20 protein-coding genes and 1 other annotated feature (1 of these 21 cut by a window edge) are annotated in these 17,274 nt (G+C 34.4%); of the genes, 17 read left to right on the top strand and 3 right to left on the bottom strand.

Features of this window, described 5'->3' with window-relative positions; all coding sequences use genetic code 11:
- Positions 1-389 precede the first annotated feature (389 nt).
- Positions 390-1,646 carry a C40 family peptidase gene (locus AC1RPV_RS06940; protein ID WP_481761883.1) on the top strand — a complete coding sequence of 419 codons (1,257 nt, stop codon included), beginning with the start codon at positions 390-392 and terminating at the stop codon, positions 1,644-1,646.
- A gap of 86 nt (positions 1,647-1,732) precedes the next feature.
- A complete protein-coding gene (locus AC1RPV_RS06935) occupies positions 1,733-2,416 on the top strand; it encodes a 2,3-bisphosphoglycerate-dependent phosphoglycerate mutase (protein WP_481761884.1) in 684 nt (227 codons plus the stop codon).
- A 31-nt stretch (positions 2,417-2,447) separates the two neighbouring features.
- On the opposite strand, the gene AC1RPV_RS06930 is transcribed toward AC1RPV_RS06935, so the two are convergent.
- The 3 genes from AC1RPV_RS06930 to AC1RPV_RS06920 all read right to left on the bottom strand — a co-directional run bounded on the left by AC1RPV_RS06930 (position 2,448) and on the right by AC1RPV_RS06920 (position 4,948).
- Positions 2,448-3,782 carry a C1 family peptidase gene (locus tag AC1RPV_RS06930; protein WP_481761885.1) on the bottom strand — a complete coding sequence of 445 codons (1,335 nt, stop codon included), beginning with the start codon at positions 3,780-3,782 and terminating at the stop codon, positions 2,448-2,450.
- A 159-nt stretch (positions 3,783-3,941) separates the two neighbouring features.
- Positions 3,942-4,643, bottom strand: a complete 702-nt coding sequence (rpiA, locus tag AC1RPV_RS06925) for a ribose-5-phosphate isomerase RpiA (RefSeq protein WP_481761886.1) — start codon at positions 4,641-4,643, stop codon at positions 3,942-3,944.
- Positions 4,644-4,663: 20 nt separating this feature from the next.
- Positions 4,664-4,948, bottom strand: a complete 285-nt coding sequence (locus AC1RPV_RS06920) for a GNAT family N-acetyltransferase (protein WP_481761887.1) — start codon at positions 4,946-4,948, stop codon at positions 4,664-4,666.
- A gap of 112 nt (positions 4,949-5,060) precedes the next feature.
- Here AC1RPV_RS06920 and AC1RPV_RS06915 point away from each other — a divergent pair, with 112 nt between their 5' ends.
- The 15 genes from AC1RPV_RS06915 to rplA all read left to right on the top strand — a co-directional run bounded on the left by AC1RPV_RS06915 (position 5,061) and on the right by rplA (position 17,200).
- Positions 5,061-5,597, top strand: a complete 537-nt coding sequence (locus tag AC1RPV_RS06915; RefSeq protein WP_481761888.1) for a dCTP deaminase/dUTPase family protein — start codon at positions 5,061-5,063, stop codon at positions 5,595-5,597.
- A 101-nt stretch (positions 5,598-5,698) separates the two neighbouring features.
- Positions 5,699-7,069 carry a DNA repair protein RadA gene (gene radA, locus AC1RPV_RS06910; RefSeq protein ID WP_409021546.1) on the top strand — a complete coding sequence of 457 codons (1,371 nt, stop codon included), beginning with the start codon at positions 5,699-5,701 and terminating at the stop codon, positions 7,067-7,069.
- A 16-nt stretch (positions 7,070-7,085) separates the two neighbouring features.
- Positions 7,086-8,198 carry a PIN/TRAM domain-containing protein gene (locus AC1RPV_RS06905; RefSeq protein ID WP_481761889.1) on the top strand — a complete coding sequence of 371 codons (1,113 nt, stop codon included), beginning with the start codon at positions 7,086-7,088 and terminating at the stop codon, positions 8,196-8,198.
- A 128-nt stretch (positions 8,199-8,326) separates the two neighbouring features.
- A complete protein-coding gene (gene gltX / locus AC1RPV_RS06900) occupies positions 8,327-9,820 on the top strand; it encodes a glutamate--tRNA ligase (protein WP_481761890.1) in 1,494 nt (497 codons plus the stop codon).
- A 258-nt stretch (positions 9,821-10,078) separates the two neighbouring features.
- Positions 10,079-11,488 carry a cysteine--tRNA ligase gene (cysS, locus tag AC1RPV_RS06895; RefSeq protein ID WP_481761915.1) on the top strand — a complete coding sequence of 470 codons (1,410 nt, stop codon included), beginning with the start codon at positions 10,079-10,081 and terminating at the stop codon, positions 11,486-11,488.
- A complete protein-coding gene (locus tag AC1RPV_RS06890; RefSeq protein WP_409021543.1) occupies positions 11,488-11,910 on the top strand; it encodes a Mini-ribonuclease 3 in 423 nt (140 codons plus the stop codon). Before cysS ends, AC1RPV_RS06890 begins: the two co-directional genes overlap by 1 nt.
- Positions 11,891-12,649 (top strand): 23S rRNA (guanosine(2251)-2'-O)-methyltransferase RlmB, encoded by a 759-nt coding sequence (gene rlmB / locus AC1RPV_RS06885; RefSeq protein ID WP_481761891.1) that lies wholly within the window; start codon positions 11,891-11,893, stop codon positions 12,647-12,649. The genes AC1RPV_RS06890 and rlmB overlap by 20 nt, the downstream gene beginning before the upstream one ends.
- 2 nt (positions 12,650-12,651) lie before the next feature.
- The gene (locus AC1RPV_RS06880; RefSeq protein WP_481761892.1) at positions 12,652-13,176 is read left to right on the top strand and encodes an NYN domain-containing protein; all 525 of its coding nucleotides are present in this window, start codon (positions 12,652-12,654) and stop codon (positions 13,174-13,176) included.
- A 68-nt stretch (positions 13,177-13,244) separates the two neighbouring features.
- Entirely contained in the window at positions 13,245-13,853 is a 609-nt protein-coding gene (locus AC1RPV_RS06875) for an RNA polymerase sigma factor (RefSeq protein WP_481761893.1), read from the top strand.
- 121 nt (positions 13,854-13,974) lie between these two features.
- Entirely contained in the window at positions 13,975-14,124 is a 150-nt protein-coding gene (rpmG, locus tag AC1RPV_RS06870) for a 50S ribosomal protein L33 (protein WP_057974231.1), read from the top strand.
- A 10-nt stretch (positions 14,125-14,134) separates the two neighbouring features.
- Positions 14,135-14,314: a preprotein translocase subunit SecE gene (gene secE / locus AC1RPV_RS06865; protein WP_057974232.1), complete on the top strand. Its 180-nt coding sequence runs from the start codon at positions 14,135-14,137 to the stop codon at positions 14,312-14,314.
- A 115-nt stretch (positions 14,315-14,429) separates the two neighbouring features.
- A complete protein-coding gene (nusG, locus tag AC1RPV_RS06860) occupies positions 14,430-14,981 on the top strand; it encodes a transcription termination/antitermination protein NusG (protein WP_409022813.1) in 552 nt (183 codons plus the stop codon).
- Between the two features lie 32 nt (positions 14,982-15,013).
- A complete protein-coding gene (locus tag AC1RPV_RS06855) occupies positions 15,014-15,871 on the top strand; it encodes an alpha/beta hydrolase (protein ID WP_481761894.1) in 858 nt (285 codons plus the stop codon).
- A 114-nt stretch (positions 15,872-15,985) separates the two neighbouring features.
- Positions 15,986-16,411 (top strand): 50S ribosomal protein L11, encoded by a 426-nt coding sequence (gene rplK, locus AC1RPV_RS06850; protein ID WP_409021537.1) that lies wholly within the window; start codon positions 15,986-15,988, stop codon positions 16,409-16,411.
- A 105-nt stretch (positions 16,412-16,516) separates the two neighbouring features.
- Positions 16,517-17,200 (top strand): 50S ribosomal protein L1, encoded by a 684-nt coding sequence (rplA, locus tag AC1RPV_RS06845; RefSeq protein ID WP_409021536.1) that lies wholly within the window; start codon positions 16,517-16,519, stop codon positions 17,198-17,200.
- A 63-nt stretch (positions 17,201-17,263) separates the two neighbouring features.
- Positions 17,264-17,274, top strand: a sequence feature (ribosomal protein L10 leader region) (it continues 105 nt past the right edge of the window).

The raw sequence follows: 17,274 nt of genomic DNA, 5'->3' as shown, positions 1-17,274 counted from the left end.
TACGATAAAAAAAGGGATAAAAAGCAAAAAAAATTTTTTCTTACGGTATTATTAAATAATTGAAAAAATGTAAAAGAATGAAAAGGACAACTTTGATTAATTAAGTAATGTTAAATCAGTGAAAAACGACTAATTGTATTACGCTTTTGTCATTTTAATATAGAACTCGTAAATGCCTATTTAACAACAAATAAGAGGGATAAAAACAATGGAAATGGCCTTTTGTAACATTTGTGTAATCATACTGAAATTAAAAGATGTAAATTAAATTCGAATGTAAACTAACCGTAATGGTATGTACCTAAGAACCGTGCTATTCTATTCTAGTCGAGAAAAACGAATACGCTAAAATTAAATAATAATTATGAAATCAACTAGGAGAGTGCCTTTTGAAAATTAATAGTAAAATTGCTAAAGTAATGATGATGACAGCTACACTTATTGGAATGAGCGCAGTTGCAGAACAAGCTAACGCTTCAGATAGTGTAACTGAACTAACAAGCACGATTGCTAAATTAAATAGCAAGAGCACTAAAGTTGCTGCAAAATTAGCAACAATTAATAGTGAAATTACTTCAACTCAAGCTGAAGTTAAGGATGCTAAAGATACAGCTGCAAAACTTGAATCAGATCAATACAAATTAGGTAAGAAGATCAGCAGATTAAATGTTGAAATTTCACAAAGAGATTCACAATTAGCTGATCAAACACGTGCTTTACAAGTTGATGGAAGTACAGCAAGCATGGTTGAATTTGTTTCAGATTCAAAAAGTGTTGTTGATGCCTTCAAACGTGTGGGAACAGTTACAACATTAGTTGGTGCTGGTCAAAAAGCTGCTAAACAACAAAAAGCTGATAAAGCAGAAGTTAAATCTTCTAAAGTTGAATTAGATGAAAAGGCTGCAGATCAACAAAAAACAGTTAAAGAATATACAAACAAACAAGCTGAACTAGCGGTTAAACAAGCAAACGCAAATACATTAAAAGCACAAATTGATACAAAAAAATCAGATACACAATCATCTATCGATAAAGCAAAAGCAGCAGAAAAAGCTGCTGAAAAAGCAGCAGCAGAAACTAAAGCAGCAAATGAAAAGAACGATGCAGCAGCAGCAGATGCAGCTGCATCAAAAGCAACTGAAGCTGCAAGTACAGATACTTCAAGTAATAAAGCAGTAAAAAGCTCAAATACTTCAGCTTCAAGTGAAAAAGCTGTCACAACTTCAACTACAAATAGTTCAAGTAAAAAAGCAGCAACAAGTGCTGTGAGTGCTTCAAGTCTTGATACAAGTAGTATTACTGCTCTAGCAAGATCATTAACAACAAAGAGCATCCCATATGTATGGGGCGGAAAATCATTGAGCGGTTTTGATTGTTCAGGATTTACTAGTTATGTTTATGCTCATGCTGCTGGAAAATCTATTGGTGGCTACACTGTTGCTCAAGAAGGACAAGTTAGCTATGAATCAGTTTCTCAAGCACAACCTGGAGACTTACTTTTCTGGGGATCAAAAGGATCATCATACCATGTTGCTATCTACTTAGGTGGAAGTCAATTTGCTGAAGCTCCAACTGAAGGACAAAATGTTAAAATTAGCACAATGAGTGCTTACTGGAAACCAGATTTTGCTGGTCGAGTAAAATAAATAATTAAAAGACTTAAGACAACAATGTTGTTTTAAGTCTTTTTTGTTATAATGAGTATTAATGAAGAGTGAAGAAGGTTTTAATAATGGTTGAATTAGTCATGGTAAGACATGGTGAGAGTCTAGCAAATCAAAATAATGAATACACCGGTTGGACAGATGTTCCATTAACGGCTAAGGGCATCGCTGAAGCTAGAGTTGCAGGAACAGTTATTCTTAATACAAATATTCAATTTTCACAGGTTCATACATCTGTCTTAAAACGAGCTATTAAAACGAGTAATATTATGATGGAAGAAATGAATCAACTTTGGATTCCAATACAGAAAAATTGGCGTCTTAATGAACGACATTATGGTGCCTTGCGCGGTTTAAATAAAGATGAAACCAAACGTATCTACGGTATTAAACAAGTAGCCCAATGGCGCCGTAGTTATACGACTATCCCACCTAGTTTATCTGTACCTGATAATGATAGACGGTACAAGCAACGTGTTAAAAGTAGCTTACCAACATCAGAAAGCTTAGAAATGGCATTTAAACGGATTTTACCTTACTGGCAAGATGTCATTGCCCCAGAGTTAAGACAAGGTAATAACCAGTTGATTGTCGCACATGGCAGTACACTTAGGGTATTGATAAAATATTTAGAAAATATTTCAGATGCAGATATTGATGGCGTTGAGGTTCCGAATGGTGTCCCTATTTGGTATACATTAAATGATGATTTAACAATTAAAAGCAAAAAAATTTTAACACAAAAAAAGTAACAACAATTCAATATTGTTGTTACTTTTTTAATTATGCTAATGCACCCATTGGATCCCAAGGAGCAAGGACTTTAGGTTCTTCTTTTAGAATAGCTTGTAATTTTTCTGGTAAGAATTTTTTGTTAACGACAACTTGATAACAATATTCTTCCATCCAGTCATCACTCATAACGAAGAAGCCTTTATTACCAACTTTTTCGCCCCATGAGTTTTCAACTTTCCATTTGGTTGCTTGATCATTAACCAAATCAACACCTGTTAGAACCATAGCATGAGTCATTAGACTCTCACCGTAATCAAGGCGTTCAGCTTTTGATAAAGCTAGATCAATATTGAACAATTCATCTTTATGATAAAGTTCAGTATCCATAATACCAATTTGGCGTTCAGACGATTGACCAACATCACAACCGAACCAGACGCTCTCGCCAGATTGTAATTGTTTGATGGCAACATCTCTAAAATCAGCCATGTTAATGTTTAAATGGCGAATAGGACGCCCATCAACAACATTTCCAAGACGATCAACTGTGTACATATTATTGTAAGGTTTATCATCTGTTGGACCATTAATGATTGAGACGTATTCATCTAAGTCCCAACCGATAAATTTTTCATAGAATGTTTTTGGTGTTAAATTTTTATCAATATGATATTCATTATCAGAATCACGATATTCAAAGTCAAATGTTGCAGGAGGTTCACCAAAACTGTATGCTAATAAACGATAAATTTCAGTAAGTTTAGCTTCTTTGACGACTTCAATTTCTTTTGAACTTGTTCCGGCAGCAACGAGTTCACGTAAATCAACAGCATCTTTTCTTAATTTTAAGTTTAAAGTTGAATTGATTTCGCTTGATTTAGAACTATTATATGTTTCAGGCATCACAGATTGAGGAACAACACCATATTTTTCAATAATTGCAACGATCATATCCCATTGGCCGCCATCTTGTTGTGGAGTTGTCATTAACCATGAAACGGTACGGTCACTAGTTGGTTTATCAGCTGTTTCAAGAACATTTTGATAAAAGTAATTTGCTTTTTCAAGTTTATCCCAGAAGTAAGTGAAATTTTGTGACAATTCAAAATCTTTGGCAACTTTAAAATTTGTTTTCATGTCATGACGCATTGTATTTAATGCGGCGAACATCCAACAACGACCTGATTGCTTTTGGTTAGAAACATTACCAACATCCAGATCAATTGAGAAAACAGGTTCCATTTTAGCTTGGGCTTTTAAATCGTAACTATTTGCTAAAATACCATTTTTTGTAACGGCACGTTCAATAACTTCATGGCTTTCACGTGCATGTAAATTTTTTTGGAATTTTGCGAGTTGTTCTGAACTAATTGATTGTGTCAAAAAAATCACACTCCTATATAAGATTTAAGTACTGTGGCTATTATAATATATCTCGTTAGATTAGTAAACAATGTTAAAAAGAAAAGAAAATTCTCATTTTTAAATAAAATCAATTTGCGTATTTAAAAAGAGCCAATAAAAATTAGCTCTTCTTTAGAATTATTTAATTGTAAAGGTGTCAGAACGTGCGTGTAAAACTTCAGGACCATCTTGACGTCCAACGATAACCGTATTTACACAATCTAAAAATAGACCTTGTTCTACAACACCAACTTGTTTAGCTAAATAATCTTGTATGCTAGCAGGATCGTTTATTTCACCTAAATATAAATCGATGACAAAATTTTTAGAGTCAGTTAAAACATTTTCATTATCAACAGTTCTAAATTTGGGATTAAATCCTTTAGCTTCTAATTTTTTGAATAATTGATGACTACCGTAAGGGATAACTTCAACGGGAAGAGGGAATTTACCCAACGTATGAACCATTTTACTTTCATCAACAATCCACATATTTTGATTTGAATTAATAGCAACAATTTTTTCAAATAAATGAGCAGCACCGCCACCTTTAATACCTTGGAAATGGTCATCAATTTCATCTGCACCATCAATTGTTAAATCAATGTGGTCAACTTCATCAACTGATTTAACTGGAATACCAAGTGATTTTGCTTGTTCTTCAGTTCTAATTGATGTTGAAACACCGATAATTGATAAGTTTTCATTTTTAACACGTTGACCTAATGCATCTACCATAAATTTAACGGTTGAGCCTGTACCAAGTCCAACAACCATACCGTCTTTAATAAACTCGACAGCTTTTTGTCCAACTAATTTTTTTAAATTGTCTTGATTCATGTGTGTCACTCTCCTATTTTTTATTTAGGTGTATAAATTAATTCTAAAAGTTCTGGATGTTCACTAAAATAAAACTTTGTATAAGGGCATAATGGTAAAATAGTTTGCTGATTTAGAATAACTTGTTTAATTAAGTAATCAGTTGTACTTTTTGCAAGCCCTTGATGACGCTGATTGTCAGCTACCCAAGTATGTTCAATGACCATTGTCTGATTAGCATTAATCATGGTAAAACTAATTCGACTAATTAACTCGTCATTAACGTTGTACACGCGTAAATCGGTTTCATTTAGTTGGAAATCCATTTGAACACCTTCCCTTTGAATGTAATTATACCATTAAAAAATGCCCAAAAACTAGCCATTTATGTCATAAATGAGGTAAGATAAAAAGTAAACAGATTACGGGGATAAACAAATGAAAACAAGAGGATTTGAAATTGTTACTAAATATGCAGGGAAAATTGACTTACCCGTTCGATCAACAACAACTTCGGCAGGATATGACTTAGCTGCAGCTGAAGATTTTACATTACCTTCAATCTGGAAAAGTGGATTTTTAAAGGTTTTATGGCTAATTAGGCATCGTGAATCGGTGGCTGAAGAAGAGCTCATTCAAGCAAATAAAATTTTGAAACCTTATTTAATTCCCACAGGAATTAAAGCGTATATGCTAGATAATGAATTTTTATTATTAGCAAATCGTTCAAGTAGCCCCTTAAAACGTGGACTGATTTTACCAAATGGAATTGGTGTTATTGATTCTGATTACTATAATAACGAAAAAAATGAAGGTGAAATTTTCATACAAATTGTTAATTTTAGTTTAAAAGATCAAATGGTAAAAAAAGGAGATCGGATAGGCCAAGGGATTTTTATGCCCTATTTAACTGTTGATAATGAAAAGGTGACCGCTACAAAACGTATTGGCGGATTTGGTTCATCAGGTAAATAGTTATTATAGAATGATTAAGAATTTCAATTGAAATTACAGGTTGTCGTTTATGTGATAAAATATTAACAATAGAATTTATAATGAAAGGGTGGGGAGTTTGTATGGCAAAAGTAAAAACGCAATTTGTATGTCAAAACTGTGGATACACCTCACCAAAGTATTTGGGTCGTTGCCCTAACTGTAACGAATGGAACACGATGGTAGAAGAGCGTGAACAATCACAAAAAGCAGATCGTAAAGCTCGTGTCAGTTTTACTGGAGCTTCTGTTAAACCAGAACTATTAGATGATATCTCAATGGCAGAACAAGAACGTGTTGAAACTGAGTTAGGTGAATTAAATCGTGTTCTTGGTGGTGGTGTTGTACCCGGGTCATTAGTTTTAATTGGTGGTGATCCAGGCATTGGTAAATCAACATTACTTTTACAAGTTTCTGGTCAACTAAGCCAAACTGGCGGAACTGTCTTATATGTTTCTGGTGAAGAAAGTGCTGTTCAGATTAAAATGCGTGCACAGCGCCTCGGTGTTGGAGGTCAGAAATTTTATCTTTACCCTGAAACAGATATGGGTAATATTCGTCAAAATATTGAGACATTAAATCCTGATTACGTAGTCATTGACTCAATTCAAACAATGCAAGAACCAGAAATGTCTGCTGCAGTTGGCAGTGTTTCTCAAATTCGAGAAGTAACTGCTGAATTATTACAAATTGCTAAAACGAATGGTATTACGATTTTTATTGTTGGACATGTAACAAAAGGTGGTGCAATTGCTGGTCCCAAAATTTTGGAACATATGGTTGATACAGTCCTTTATTTTGAAGGAGATATGCATCACACGTTCCGTATTTTACGCGCTGTTAAAAACCGATTTGGTTCAACAAATGAAATTGGAATTTTTGATATGCGTGAAGGTGGGTTATTTGAAGTTGCAAACCCATCAGAAATTTTCTTAGAAGAACGTTTGGCTGGCGCAACAGGTTCTGCTATTGTTGTATCTATGGAAGGAACACGACCTATTTTGGTTGAAGTTCAAGCATTAATCACACCAACAGTTTACGGAACGGCGAAGCGTACAACTACAGGGCTTGATCACAATCGTGTGTCATTAATAATGGCCGTTCTTGAAAAACGTGCAAGTTTATTATTACAGAACCAGGATGCTTATCTTAAGGCGGCTGGTGGCGTAAAATTAGATGAACCAGCTATTGATTTAGCGATTGCTGTTAGTATTGCGTCAAGTTATCGAGATAAAGAAACAGACCCTGCAGACAGTTTTGTAGGTGAAATTGGATTGACTGGTGAAATTCGACGTGTTAATCGGATTGAACAACGGGTTGCTGAAGCACAAAAGCTTGGATTTAAACGAATTTTTATTCCTAAAAATAATTTATCAGGATGGACACCACCTAAAGGAATTACAGTTGTTGGTGTTGCTACACTAAGCGAAGCACTAAAAGTAGTGTTTAGTTAGAAAGGAGGAGTTGTCAATGCGTAGAAATATTATTAAAGGTGTTGTTGCACTAGTCGGCGGTGGAATTGGTGTTAGTTTGCTACCACTTTTTTGGAAATTAGTGAGTATTGCGGAGATTGGTATATTAAATAATAGTGTTGTTAATTTTTTAATAGGTGTCGGTTTAGCTCTTATTCTATCTTTATTTATCATAACGCCACTAGAAAAATTACTGGCAAATATTGAAAATTATTTAACTAATCAAAGCCCAATGATGCTACTAACAGCGAGTGTTTCAACTATTGTTGGTATGGTTATTGCAATTTTAATCTCAACACCATTCTATCGATCAGAAATATGGCTATTGAACACAATTGTACCCGTTTTGTTACTATTTTTACTTGGATACTTGGGTTTTGTTATAGGAACTAATCGTTTGGAGGATTGGCGTAAATTATTTGCATCAAAAAATAAGAAAAGTGATGTCGTTGAAAGTAGTTTACTAGACCGTAATGTCAATGATAATTATCATGAATATAAAATATTAGATACAAATATCTTAATTGATGGCCGGATTTATGATTTGATTAAAACTGGCTTTATTGAAGGAACATTATTAGTTCCTAATTTTGTTTTATATGAACTCCAATATATTGCAGATTCAGCTGATAGTATCAAACGTGTTCGGGGTCGTAGAGGATTAGATATTTTAAATAAACTTCAAGATGAAAAAATCATGCCGATTGAAATGTATGAAGGTGATTTTGAAGAAATTGAAGAAGTAGATAGTAAGTTAATTAAATTAGCTAAAACGATTGATGGGGTTATTGTCACAAATGATTTTAATTTAAACAAAGTTAGCGAATTTCAAAATGTCCAGATTTTGAATGTAAATGCACTAGCTAAATCATTGAAACCTCGGGTTATTCCTGGAGAACAATTACATGTTATGGTAATAAAAAATGGTTCTGAGCGTCAACAAGGTGTTGCTTATTTGGATGATGGAACAATGGTTGTCGTGGAAGAAGGAAAGTATTTCCTAAACAAATCAATTGACGTTGTCGTTACAAGTGCACTTCAAACGGATGCTGGAAGAATGATTTTTGCAAAACCATTACATTCAATGAAAAAAATAAACGATAAGAAATAAAGTCAATACTAAGATTATTGGCTTTATTTTTTATCCGATTCATTGTAAACTAGATTAGTTGAATAAAGCCTTAAATAAACGGTTTATATCGTAGTAACTAAATACAGAAAAAAGAAAGAGGCGTTATCATGGCTAAAAATAAAATTCGTGTCAGATATGCACCAAGTCCAACTGGACATTTACACATTGGAAATGCTCGTACCGCTCTATTTAATTACTTATTTGCGAGAAGTCAAAAGGGTACTTTTGTTATCCGTATTGAAGATACTGATACAAAGAGAAATATTGCTGATGGTGAACGCAGCCAACTAGATAACTTAAAATGGTTAGGCATGGATTGGGATGAAGGTCCTGACAAACCAGGAGAATTTGGTCCTTATCGTCAATCAGAACGTAAAGATATCTATTTACCATTAATCCAAGAATTAGTGGATAAAAATTTAGCTTACGAGTCATATAAAACAGAAGATGAACTCGAAGCAGACCGTGATGCTCAAAAAGCACGTAATGAAATGCCACATTATGAATACGAATATGCAGGTATGTCTGATGATGAGATTACTGCTAAAATTGCAGAGTCAAAAGCTGCCGGTTTAACACCTGTTATTCGTTTCCGTGTTCCAGCAAACAAAAAATACGAATTTAAAGATATTGTTAAAGGTGAAATTACCTTTGATTCCAATACTATTGGTGGCGATTTTGTTATTCAAAAACGTGATGGTATGCCAACATATAACTTTGCTGTTGTTGTTGATGATCACTTGATGGAAATTACGCATGTTCTTCGTGGGGATGACCATATTGCCAATACGCCTAAGCAATTGATGATTTATGAAGCATTTGGCTGGGATGCACCTATCTTTGGACATATGACATTAATTATCAATACAGAAACAGGAAAAAAATTAAGTAAACGTGATGAAAATGTTCTCCAATTCATTGAACAATATCGTGAATTAGGCTACTTGCCAGAAGCTATGGTAAACTTCATTACCTTATTAGGCTGGTCACCAGTTGGCGAAAGTGAAATTTTCTCTCGCCAAGAATTGATTAAAATGTTTGATCCTAAACGTTTAAGCAAGTCACCAGCTTCATTTGATGGTAAAAAATTAGAATGGATTAATAATCAATATATTAAAACAGCTGATGAAGATAAAGTAATGGATTTGGCTTTACGTCAATTAATTCAAGATGGTAAAATTGAAGCTGATCCAAGTGCAGAAAGAATTGAATGGGCTCGTAAATTAATTAGCCTTTATAAGCAACAAATGTCATATACAGGTCAAATTACTGAAATGGCAGAAGTATTTTTAAGCGAACCACCTGTTCTTGATGATGAAGCAAAGGCAGAGTTAGCTGTTGAAACAGCACCAACAGTTTTAAAAGAATTTGCTGAACGCATTAAAACGATTGATATTTTTGATGCTGTTGCTATCCAAGCAACAATTAAATCAATTCAAAAAGATACAAAAATTAAAGGTCGTCAATTATATATGCCAATCCGTATTGCAACAACGCGTGAAATGCATGGACCAGAACTACCAGCATCAATCGAATTGCTTGGTCGTGAAAAAGCATTAGCTCATTTGAACAAAACGTTAGAAGAAATGAATACAAAATAATTTTTGATAAGAGAGAGTAACAACTTATTGGCGTTTTTTAGAAAGTTTTCGGTGATGTGAGAAAACAAACGTTAGTTGTGAAGTGCCTCTTTAAAATGCTATGATGAACAAAGTAATTATAGTCGTGTAATGAACGTTAACTCATTGTTGGATGTAGGTTCACTACATCTTAAGGAGTGGAACAACGTTGAAGACGTCTTTTATAAGTATATAAAAGACGTCTTTTTTTAACAAAAAGATTAAATGGCGGGTGATAAAATGATTTCAATTTATAATACATTAACGAATCAAAAAGAGGTTTTTAAACCACTTGTGTCTGGGAAAGTTAGTATGTACGTTTGCGGGCCAACCGTTTATAACTATATTCATATTGGAAATGCGCGAAGTGCTATTGCGTTTGATACAATTCGTCGATATTTTGAATATCGTCATTTTAAAGTTAACTATGTATCTAATTTTACAGATGTTGATGATAAAATGATCAAAGCTGCTAAAGAAGACCATATAACAGTTCAACAATTAGCCGATAAGTTTATTGCTGCTTTCATGGAAGATACCAAGGCATTGGCGATTGAACCAGCAACTAAAAATCCAAAGGCGACAGAAAATATTGATGATATCATTCAATTTATATTAAATTTAATTGATAAAGGTTATGCTTATGTATCTGATGGGGATGTTTATTTTAGAACGCGTAAATCTCCAGATTATGGTAAATTATCTGATCAAAATATCAACGAATTAGAACAAGGTGCCAGTCAGCATGTTGATACTGAAGAAACGGCTCGAAAAGAAGATGAAATTGATTTTGCACTTTGGAAATCAGTCAAAAATGATGATCTTTCTTGGAACTCTCCATTTGGTAAGGGCCGTCCGGGTTGGCACATTGAGTGTTCTGTAATGGCAACAAAATACCTAGGTCCAACGATTGATATTCATGGTGGTGGACAGGATTTAATGTTTCCACATCATGAAAATGAAATCGCTCAAAGTGAAGCTGAAACGGGTCAAAAATTTGCTAACTATTGGATGCATAATGGATTTGTAACAATTGGTGAAAATGATGAAAAAATGAGTAAATCACTAGGTAATTTTGTTACGGTGCATGATATGATTAAAGAAGTCAATCCACAAGTTATCCGTTTCTTTATGGCAACAACGCATTACCGCCGTCCAATTCAGTATAGCCAAGCGAATATTGATGAAGCGACTAATAATTTAAATAAATTGAAAACAGCATTTGATAACTTAACTTATCGATTGAACGATGCTATTTCAGGAGAAAATAAATTAATAGAAAATCAAATTAATGAGAGCTTATCCAATTTTGAAACTGCTATGGATGATGATTTTAATTCACAAAATGGTATTGCAGTTATCTATGATTTAGCTAAGAAAATGAATGTCTATTCTGAAAACAAACAAGTGGAACGAGATTCAATTAATCACTTGTTAGAAATTTTTAAAGAAATGACATCAGTTTTTGGATTAGCTTTTGGACAAGTAGCTGATGCTCTAGATATCAGAGTTGAAAAATTAATTGCACAAAGAATAGAAGCTAAGAAACAAAAAGATTTTCAAAAAAGCGATGAAATTCGAGATCAACTTGCAGCAGAAGGAATTATTTTGGAAGACACACCACAAGGAACTAGATGGAGAAAAGACTAATGGAAAATAATGCAGATTATCAACAAATGAATGGGATTGCGTTAGCTTATATGGGCGATGGTATTTATGAAGTATTTGTTCGTAAACACTTACTTGTACAAGGACTTACAAGACCAACTCAATTACACCATCAAGCAACACATTATGTATCAGCCAAAGCACAAGCTTTCTTGATAGATAAAATGACAGAAAATAATATTTTAACTGAAGAAGAAATAGACTACTTTAAACGTGGACGTAATGCTAAAAGTCATACTTCAGCTAAAAATACATCAGTAATAACGTATCGTATTTCAACTGGATTTGAAGCATTGTTTGGCTACTTATTTTTGAGTAATCAAAACGATAGATTGGCCGAATTGGCAAAATGGTGTATTAACACCGTTGAAAAGGAGAACTTAAATGGGACAACCAAGAAGTAGTGAAGAGGCTGGCGATTTTATTATTGGTCGTCACCCTGTAGAAGCAGCGTTAAAAAGTAATCAATCAATTAACAAATTATTTTTACAAACTGGATTAAAATCAGATGTTTTAAGTGGTATTGAACAGTTAGCTAAGAAAAAAGGTATTATCACACAACTAGTTCCTAAAAGTAAATTAGATTTATTATCAGATCAACAAAATCACCAAGGCGTTATTGTAGCAGTTGCCGCATTTGAATATGCAACTATTGAAGATCTTTTCAAAAGTGCAGCTGATAAAGATGAACCACCATTTTTCCTTATTTTAGATAATGTTGAAGATCCACATAACTTAGGATCAATTATGAGAACAGCCGATGCTGCGGGTGTACATGGAATTATTATTCCAAAACGTCGCGCAGTCGGTTTAACGTCAACAGTTGCTAAGACGTCAACAGGTGCAATTGAATATATGCCAGTTGCTCGCGTAACTAATTTGGTAAATACTGTAAATGAATTGAAAAAGGCCGGATTATGGGTCTTCGGAACAGATATGGATGGACAAGATTATCGTGAATGGGATGCTAAAGGACCCACAGCCCTCGTAATTGGTAACGAAGGTAAAGGTATTTCACCGTTATTGAAAAAAGCTTGTGATGGTATGTTGACTATTCCAATGGTTGGACACGTTCAAAGTTTAAACGCCAGTGTCGCAGCCAGTTTACTTATTTATCAAGGATTTACTTCTAGGGGTAAATAATAATGAAAAAGCAAATTTTGGTTGTAGATGCCTATAATATGATTGGTAATTGGCCAGAATTAAATCGATTGAAACAATCAGAGCGACTTGATGAAGCACGTGACTTGCTACTGCACAAATTATCAAATTATCATAAACAGATTGACTCTCGGTTAATCGTTGTCTTTGATGCAATGTATGTTCCAGGACTATCAAAGAGTTATACAAAATATGGATTAGAGATTATTTGGACAGCAGAGGGTCAGACGGCTGATAGTTATATTGAAGCAATGATAGGTGAGTTACAGACTAAACTCACACAGGTAACTGTTGCAACGAGTGATCAAGCAGAACAGTGGACTATTTTCTCACAAGGTGCATTAAGAATTCCTGCATGGGAGTTATACAAAGACATTAATGAATCTAAAAAAGAAGTTGCTCAACAAGCCAAAAAATATCAAACGGAGGCATCGGTTCGTCGTTCACCATGGGACTCAGAACAATTAGATAGTCTGGCTGAATTGCGTGATCACCTATCACATGACTAAGCAACTGTTGTAATCAGTCATTATGTTTGGTATATTGAAAAATGGAGACCCGGATATGGAGAGTCTACTTGTTAGATGAAACTTACCGGAGTACTGAAAACGAAACAGATTTTCAATTGATTTGCCAAATTAAATTAGGTGCAGAACATAAATTTGAACCGTTATTTGAACGATATCGTCCAATGGTTTATTCGATGATTCGTAAATACTATCTAAAATTATGGGATACTGAAGATTTTTTACAAGAGGCTAGAGCTGTTTGTTTTAAAGCATTAAAAAATTACCAACCGAACAAAGGAATTACGTTTGGACAGTATTTTAAAACCAGTCTATCGAATTGTATTTTTAGTTTAATTCGCAAACAATCAGCGACTAAAAGGCTGTCTGATGCGAACTCGCATTCTTTGGAACGATATGAAGAAACTTATGGTGAATGTGAACGGCCTTCGTTTTATTGTGAGATATTGGCAGATGACAGAATTATCCTTCAAGAAAAATTGGATGATTTTGAATTGAAATTGTCAGAGTTAGAAAGAAGTACTTTTGTTTTACTTTATTATCAAATGAAAAAGCCAGAAGAAATTGCGCTTATTTTAGAGTGCGATATGAAAAAGGTATTAGGATCTATCTCAAGGTGTAAGAGTAAGCTTGGGTTATTTTTTAAAGAAAATCGATAATTAGGAAAGAAAGAAAAGAGGGTGGTTCCTTTTTTCTTTCTTTTAATGTAAAATGAGTGTATTCTTTAAAAATGTTAGTCGAAGTTAGCGTTAGTTAACTTTACATTAAGGAGAAAAAGTCATGGCACAAAGAAAAGTAGCATTGGCTTGTATCGTTTGTGGCTCACGAAATTATATTGTAGCTGCAAAACCGAGCAGAACCGAACGCTTAGAAGTAAATAAATTTTGTAAATATTGTAATAAACATACGTTACATCGTGAAACAAAATAGGGGGATAGTTATGAGAAAAATTAATGCATTTCTTAAAAGTGTTATCGTAGAAATTAAAGCAACAACTTGGCCAACAGGTAAGGAACTACGTCGTGATACAACAACTGTTGTTGTAACTGCAATTATGTTTGCGATTTTCTTCTGGATTGTTGATTCAGGTGCTTCTGCATTCTTAACCCTATTTTCATAGAAGAATAGCTATTTAACTGATGTTTTGATATAATGACACAAGTGAGAAAACTTCGTTGATGCGGAGTTTTTTTTGTTTGAGAAAAATGAAGCTGATAATTTAAGGAGAGATATATATAATGGAATCAATCGAAAAAAGTTGGTATGTCTTACATACTTACTCTGGTTACGAAAATAAAGTTAAAACAAATATTGAATCACGTGCACAATCAATGGGTATGGAAGATTTTATTTTCCGTGTAGTTGTTCCTGAAGAAGAAGAACGTGAAGTTAAAAATGGTAAAGAAAAAACAGATATGAAGAAAACATTCCCTGGATATGTTTTAGTTGAGATGGGTATGTCAGATGAATCATGGTATGTTGTTCGTAATACACCAGGCGTAACTGGGTTCGTTGGTTCTCATGGGGCCGGAAGTAAACCAGCACCACTATTACCTGAAGAAGTAGAATTGATTCTTCGTCGTTTGGGTATGAGTGCTCGTCATCAAGAATTGGACATTGAAATTGGTGAATCTGTCACAATTATTGAAGGTGCATTTGCTAACCTTATCGGTAAAGTAACGGAAATTGATAATGAAAAATTAAAACTTAAAGTTGATATTGATATGTTTGGTCGTGAAACAAGTACAGAATTGAACTTTGATCAAGTAGATAAATTATTAGGCTAGGGTGATAACTCACAAAAGTAGAAGGTGATTTAATGACTAAGGGACTTTTGAAGATAGGCTTGTTAGGTCTAGGAGCAGGCACAAGTTTTTTCATTGGGAATAAATTTAGACGATTAGGGCATGTTTCAATTGATGCCTCTGATCCAATTGTACCTAGCGACAAGATGACCCCAACACTATTTGTTCACGGTTATAGTGGTAATCGACTTTCTTTTGGCCCAATGATTGCCCGTTTTGAACGAGCAGGCTATGGTCGTAAAGATATGGTTATCATAGTTGATGATAATGGTAGTTTACATGTTGAAGGTCAATTAAGATCTGCGCAACCATTCATTCAAGTTTTATTTAAAAATAATATAGCTCCTGTTGAAAAACAAAGCTTATGGTTACATTATATTATGCAATTTTTATATGGCGCTTATGCCATTGAAAAGGTCGATTTTGTTGGGCATTCAATGGGTAGTGTCAGTATATTACGCTATATGACAGAATACAGAGATATGACTGATGTCCCAATGGTGGCACATGCCATTTCAATTGGTGCACCATACAATGATCATAATGTAGCACAAAATACGCCTATCATTGAAGATTTATTTTTAACTGATAAAGGTCCAGTGGAAACGACTTCACTCTACCAGTATTTTGAAAAGGCAATGCAGCATCTACCGGAGAATTTACAATTTTTAAATATTGCTGGCGATTTGAAAAATGGCAATGATGGCGCTGTTTCCATTAATAGTGTTTTATCACTTCGCTATTTAGTTGAAAATCAGCTTAATTATCAGGAACTTATTGTGAGCGGTCGAAGAGCAGCACACAGATTATTACATGAAAATAAACGAGTTGATGAATCAATTTACACATTTTTATGGAAAAAGCATAAATAAGATTGCGTGGAACCCATCTGGGTGTTATATTATATTAGTATGTTCTGCATACAGTGGGAGGAGAAATTTATATCTCCATTTACCACGCACGGATTTTACAAGGAGGTATGTCACGTGGCTAAAACAGTAGCAAACGTCGTTAAATTACAAATTCCAGCAGGGAAAGCAACTCCTGCTCCACCGGTTGGTCCTGCATTAGGACAAGCTGGTATTAATATCATGGGCTTTACAAAGGAATTCAATGCACGTACAGCTGACCAAGCTGGTATGTTAATTCCCGTTGTAATTAGTGTTTACGAAGATCGTTCATTCGATTTCGTTACAAAAACACCACCCGCAGCAGTTCTTTTAAAGAAAGCTGCAGGCGTTGAAAGTGGTTCTGGCGAACCTAACACTAAAAAAGTTGCAACAGTAACTAGTGCTCAAGTTCAACAAATCGCTGAAACTAAAATGCAAGATCTAAACGCTTCAGGTGTTGAATCTGCAATGCGCATGATCGAAGGAACTGCACGAAGCATGGGATTCGTTGTAGAAGGTTAATTCCTAACTACAAACACGCTTCTCGGTCGGATACTCTATGAAAATAGATGTATCAAGTGGGAGGTTTATCCGTTAGACCACATATTGCAAGGAGGAAAATTCAAGATGGCTAAAAAAGGTAAAAATTATCAAGACGCTTTAAAACAAGTTGAAGAAGGTAAAAACTATTCAATTACTGATGCAATCGCATTAGCTAAGAAAATGGACTTTGCTAAGTTTGACGCTACAATTGAACTTGCTTACAACTTAAACTTAGATACAAAACAAGCAGACCAACAATTACGTGGGGCTGTTGTACTTCCAAATGGTACTGGTAAAGACCAAACTGTTGTTGTATTCGCTAAAGGCGATAAAGCTAAAGCTGCACTTGCAGCCGGCGCTGACGTTGTTGGTGATGATGACTTGGTTGAACGTATTTCTGGTGGCTGGTTAGATTTTGATGTTGCTATTGCAACACCAGATATGATGGCCCAAGTTGGACGTTTAGGCCGTGTCTTAGGACCTAAAGGTTTAATGCCTAATCCTAAAACAGGTACTGTTACAATGGACGTTGAAAAAGCAGTTTCAGAATCTAAAGCCGGCAAGGTAACTTACCGTACTGATAGAGATGGAAATGTTCATGTTCCAATTGGTAAAGTATCATTTGATGATGCAGCATTAATTGGTAACTTTGATGTTATCAACGATGTTATTGTTAAAGCTCGCCCATCATCAGTTAAGGGTGGCTATATCAAACATTTATCTGTTGCTACAACATTTGGTCCAAGCTTAAACTTGGCTCAAAACTAATATTAGATAATTAAATTTCTTTAGTTGACCCATATATCTAACTGTGTTAAATTTATGGAAGTCAATTAATTTAT

It is taken from the genome of Dellaglioa sp. CoH-55-MRSF-9, from assembly GCF_056782155.1.
Note: the sequence above shows the minus strand (reverse complement) of the source record. Positions and strands in the feature narration are given on the sequence as shown.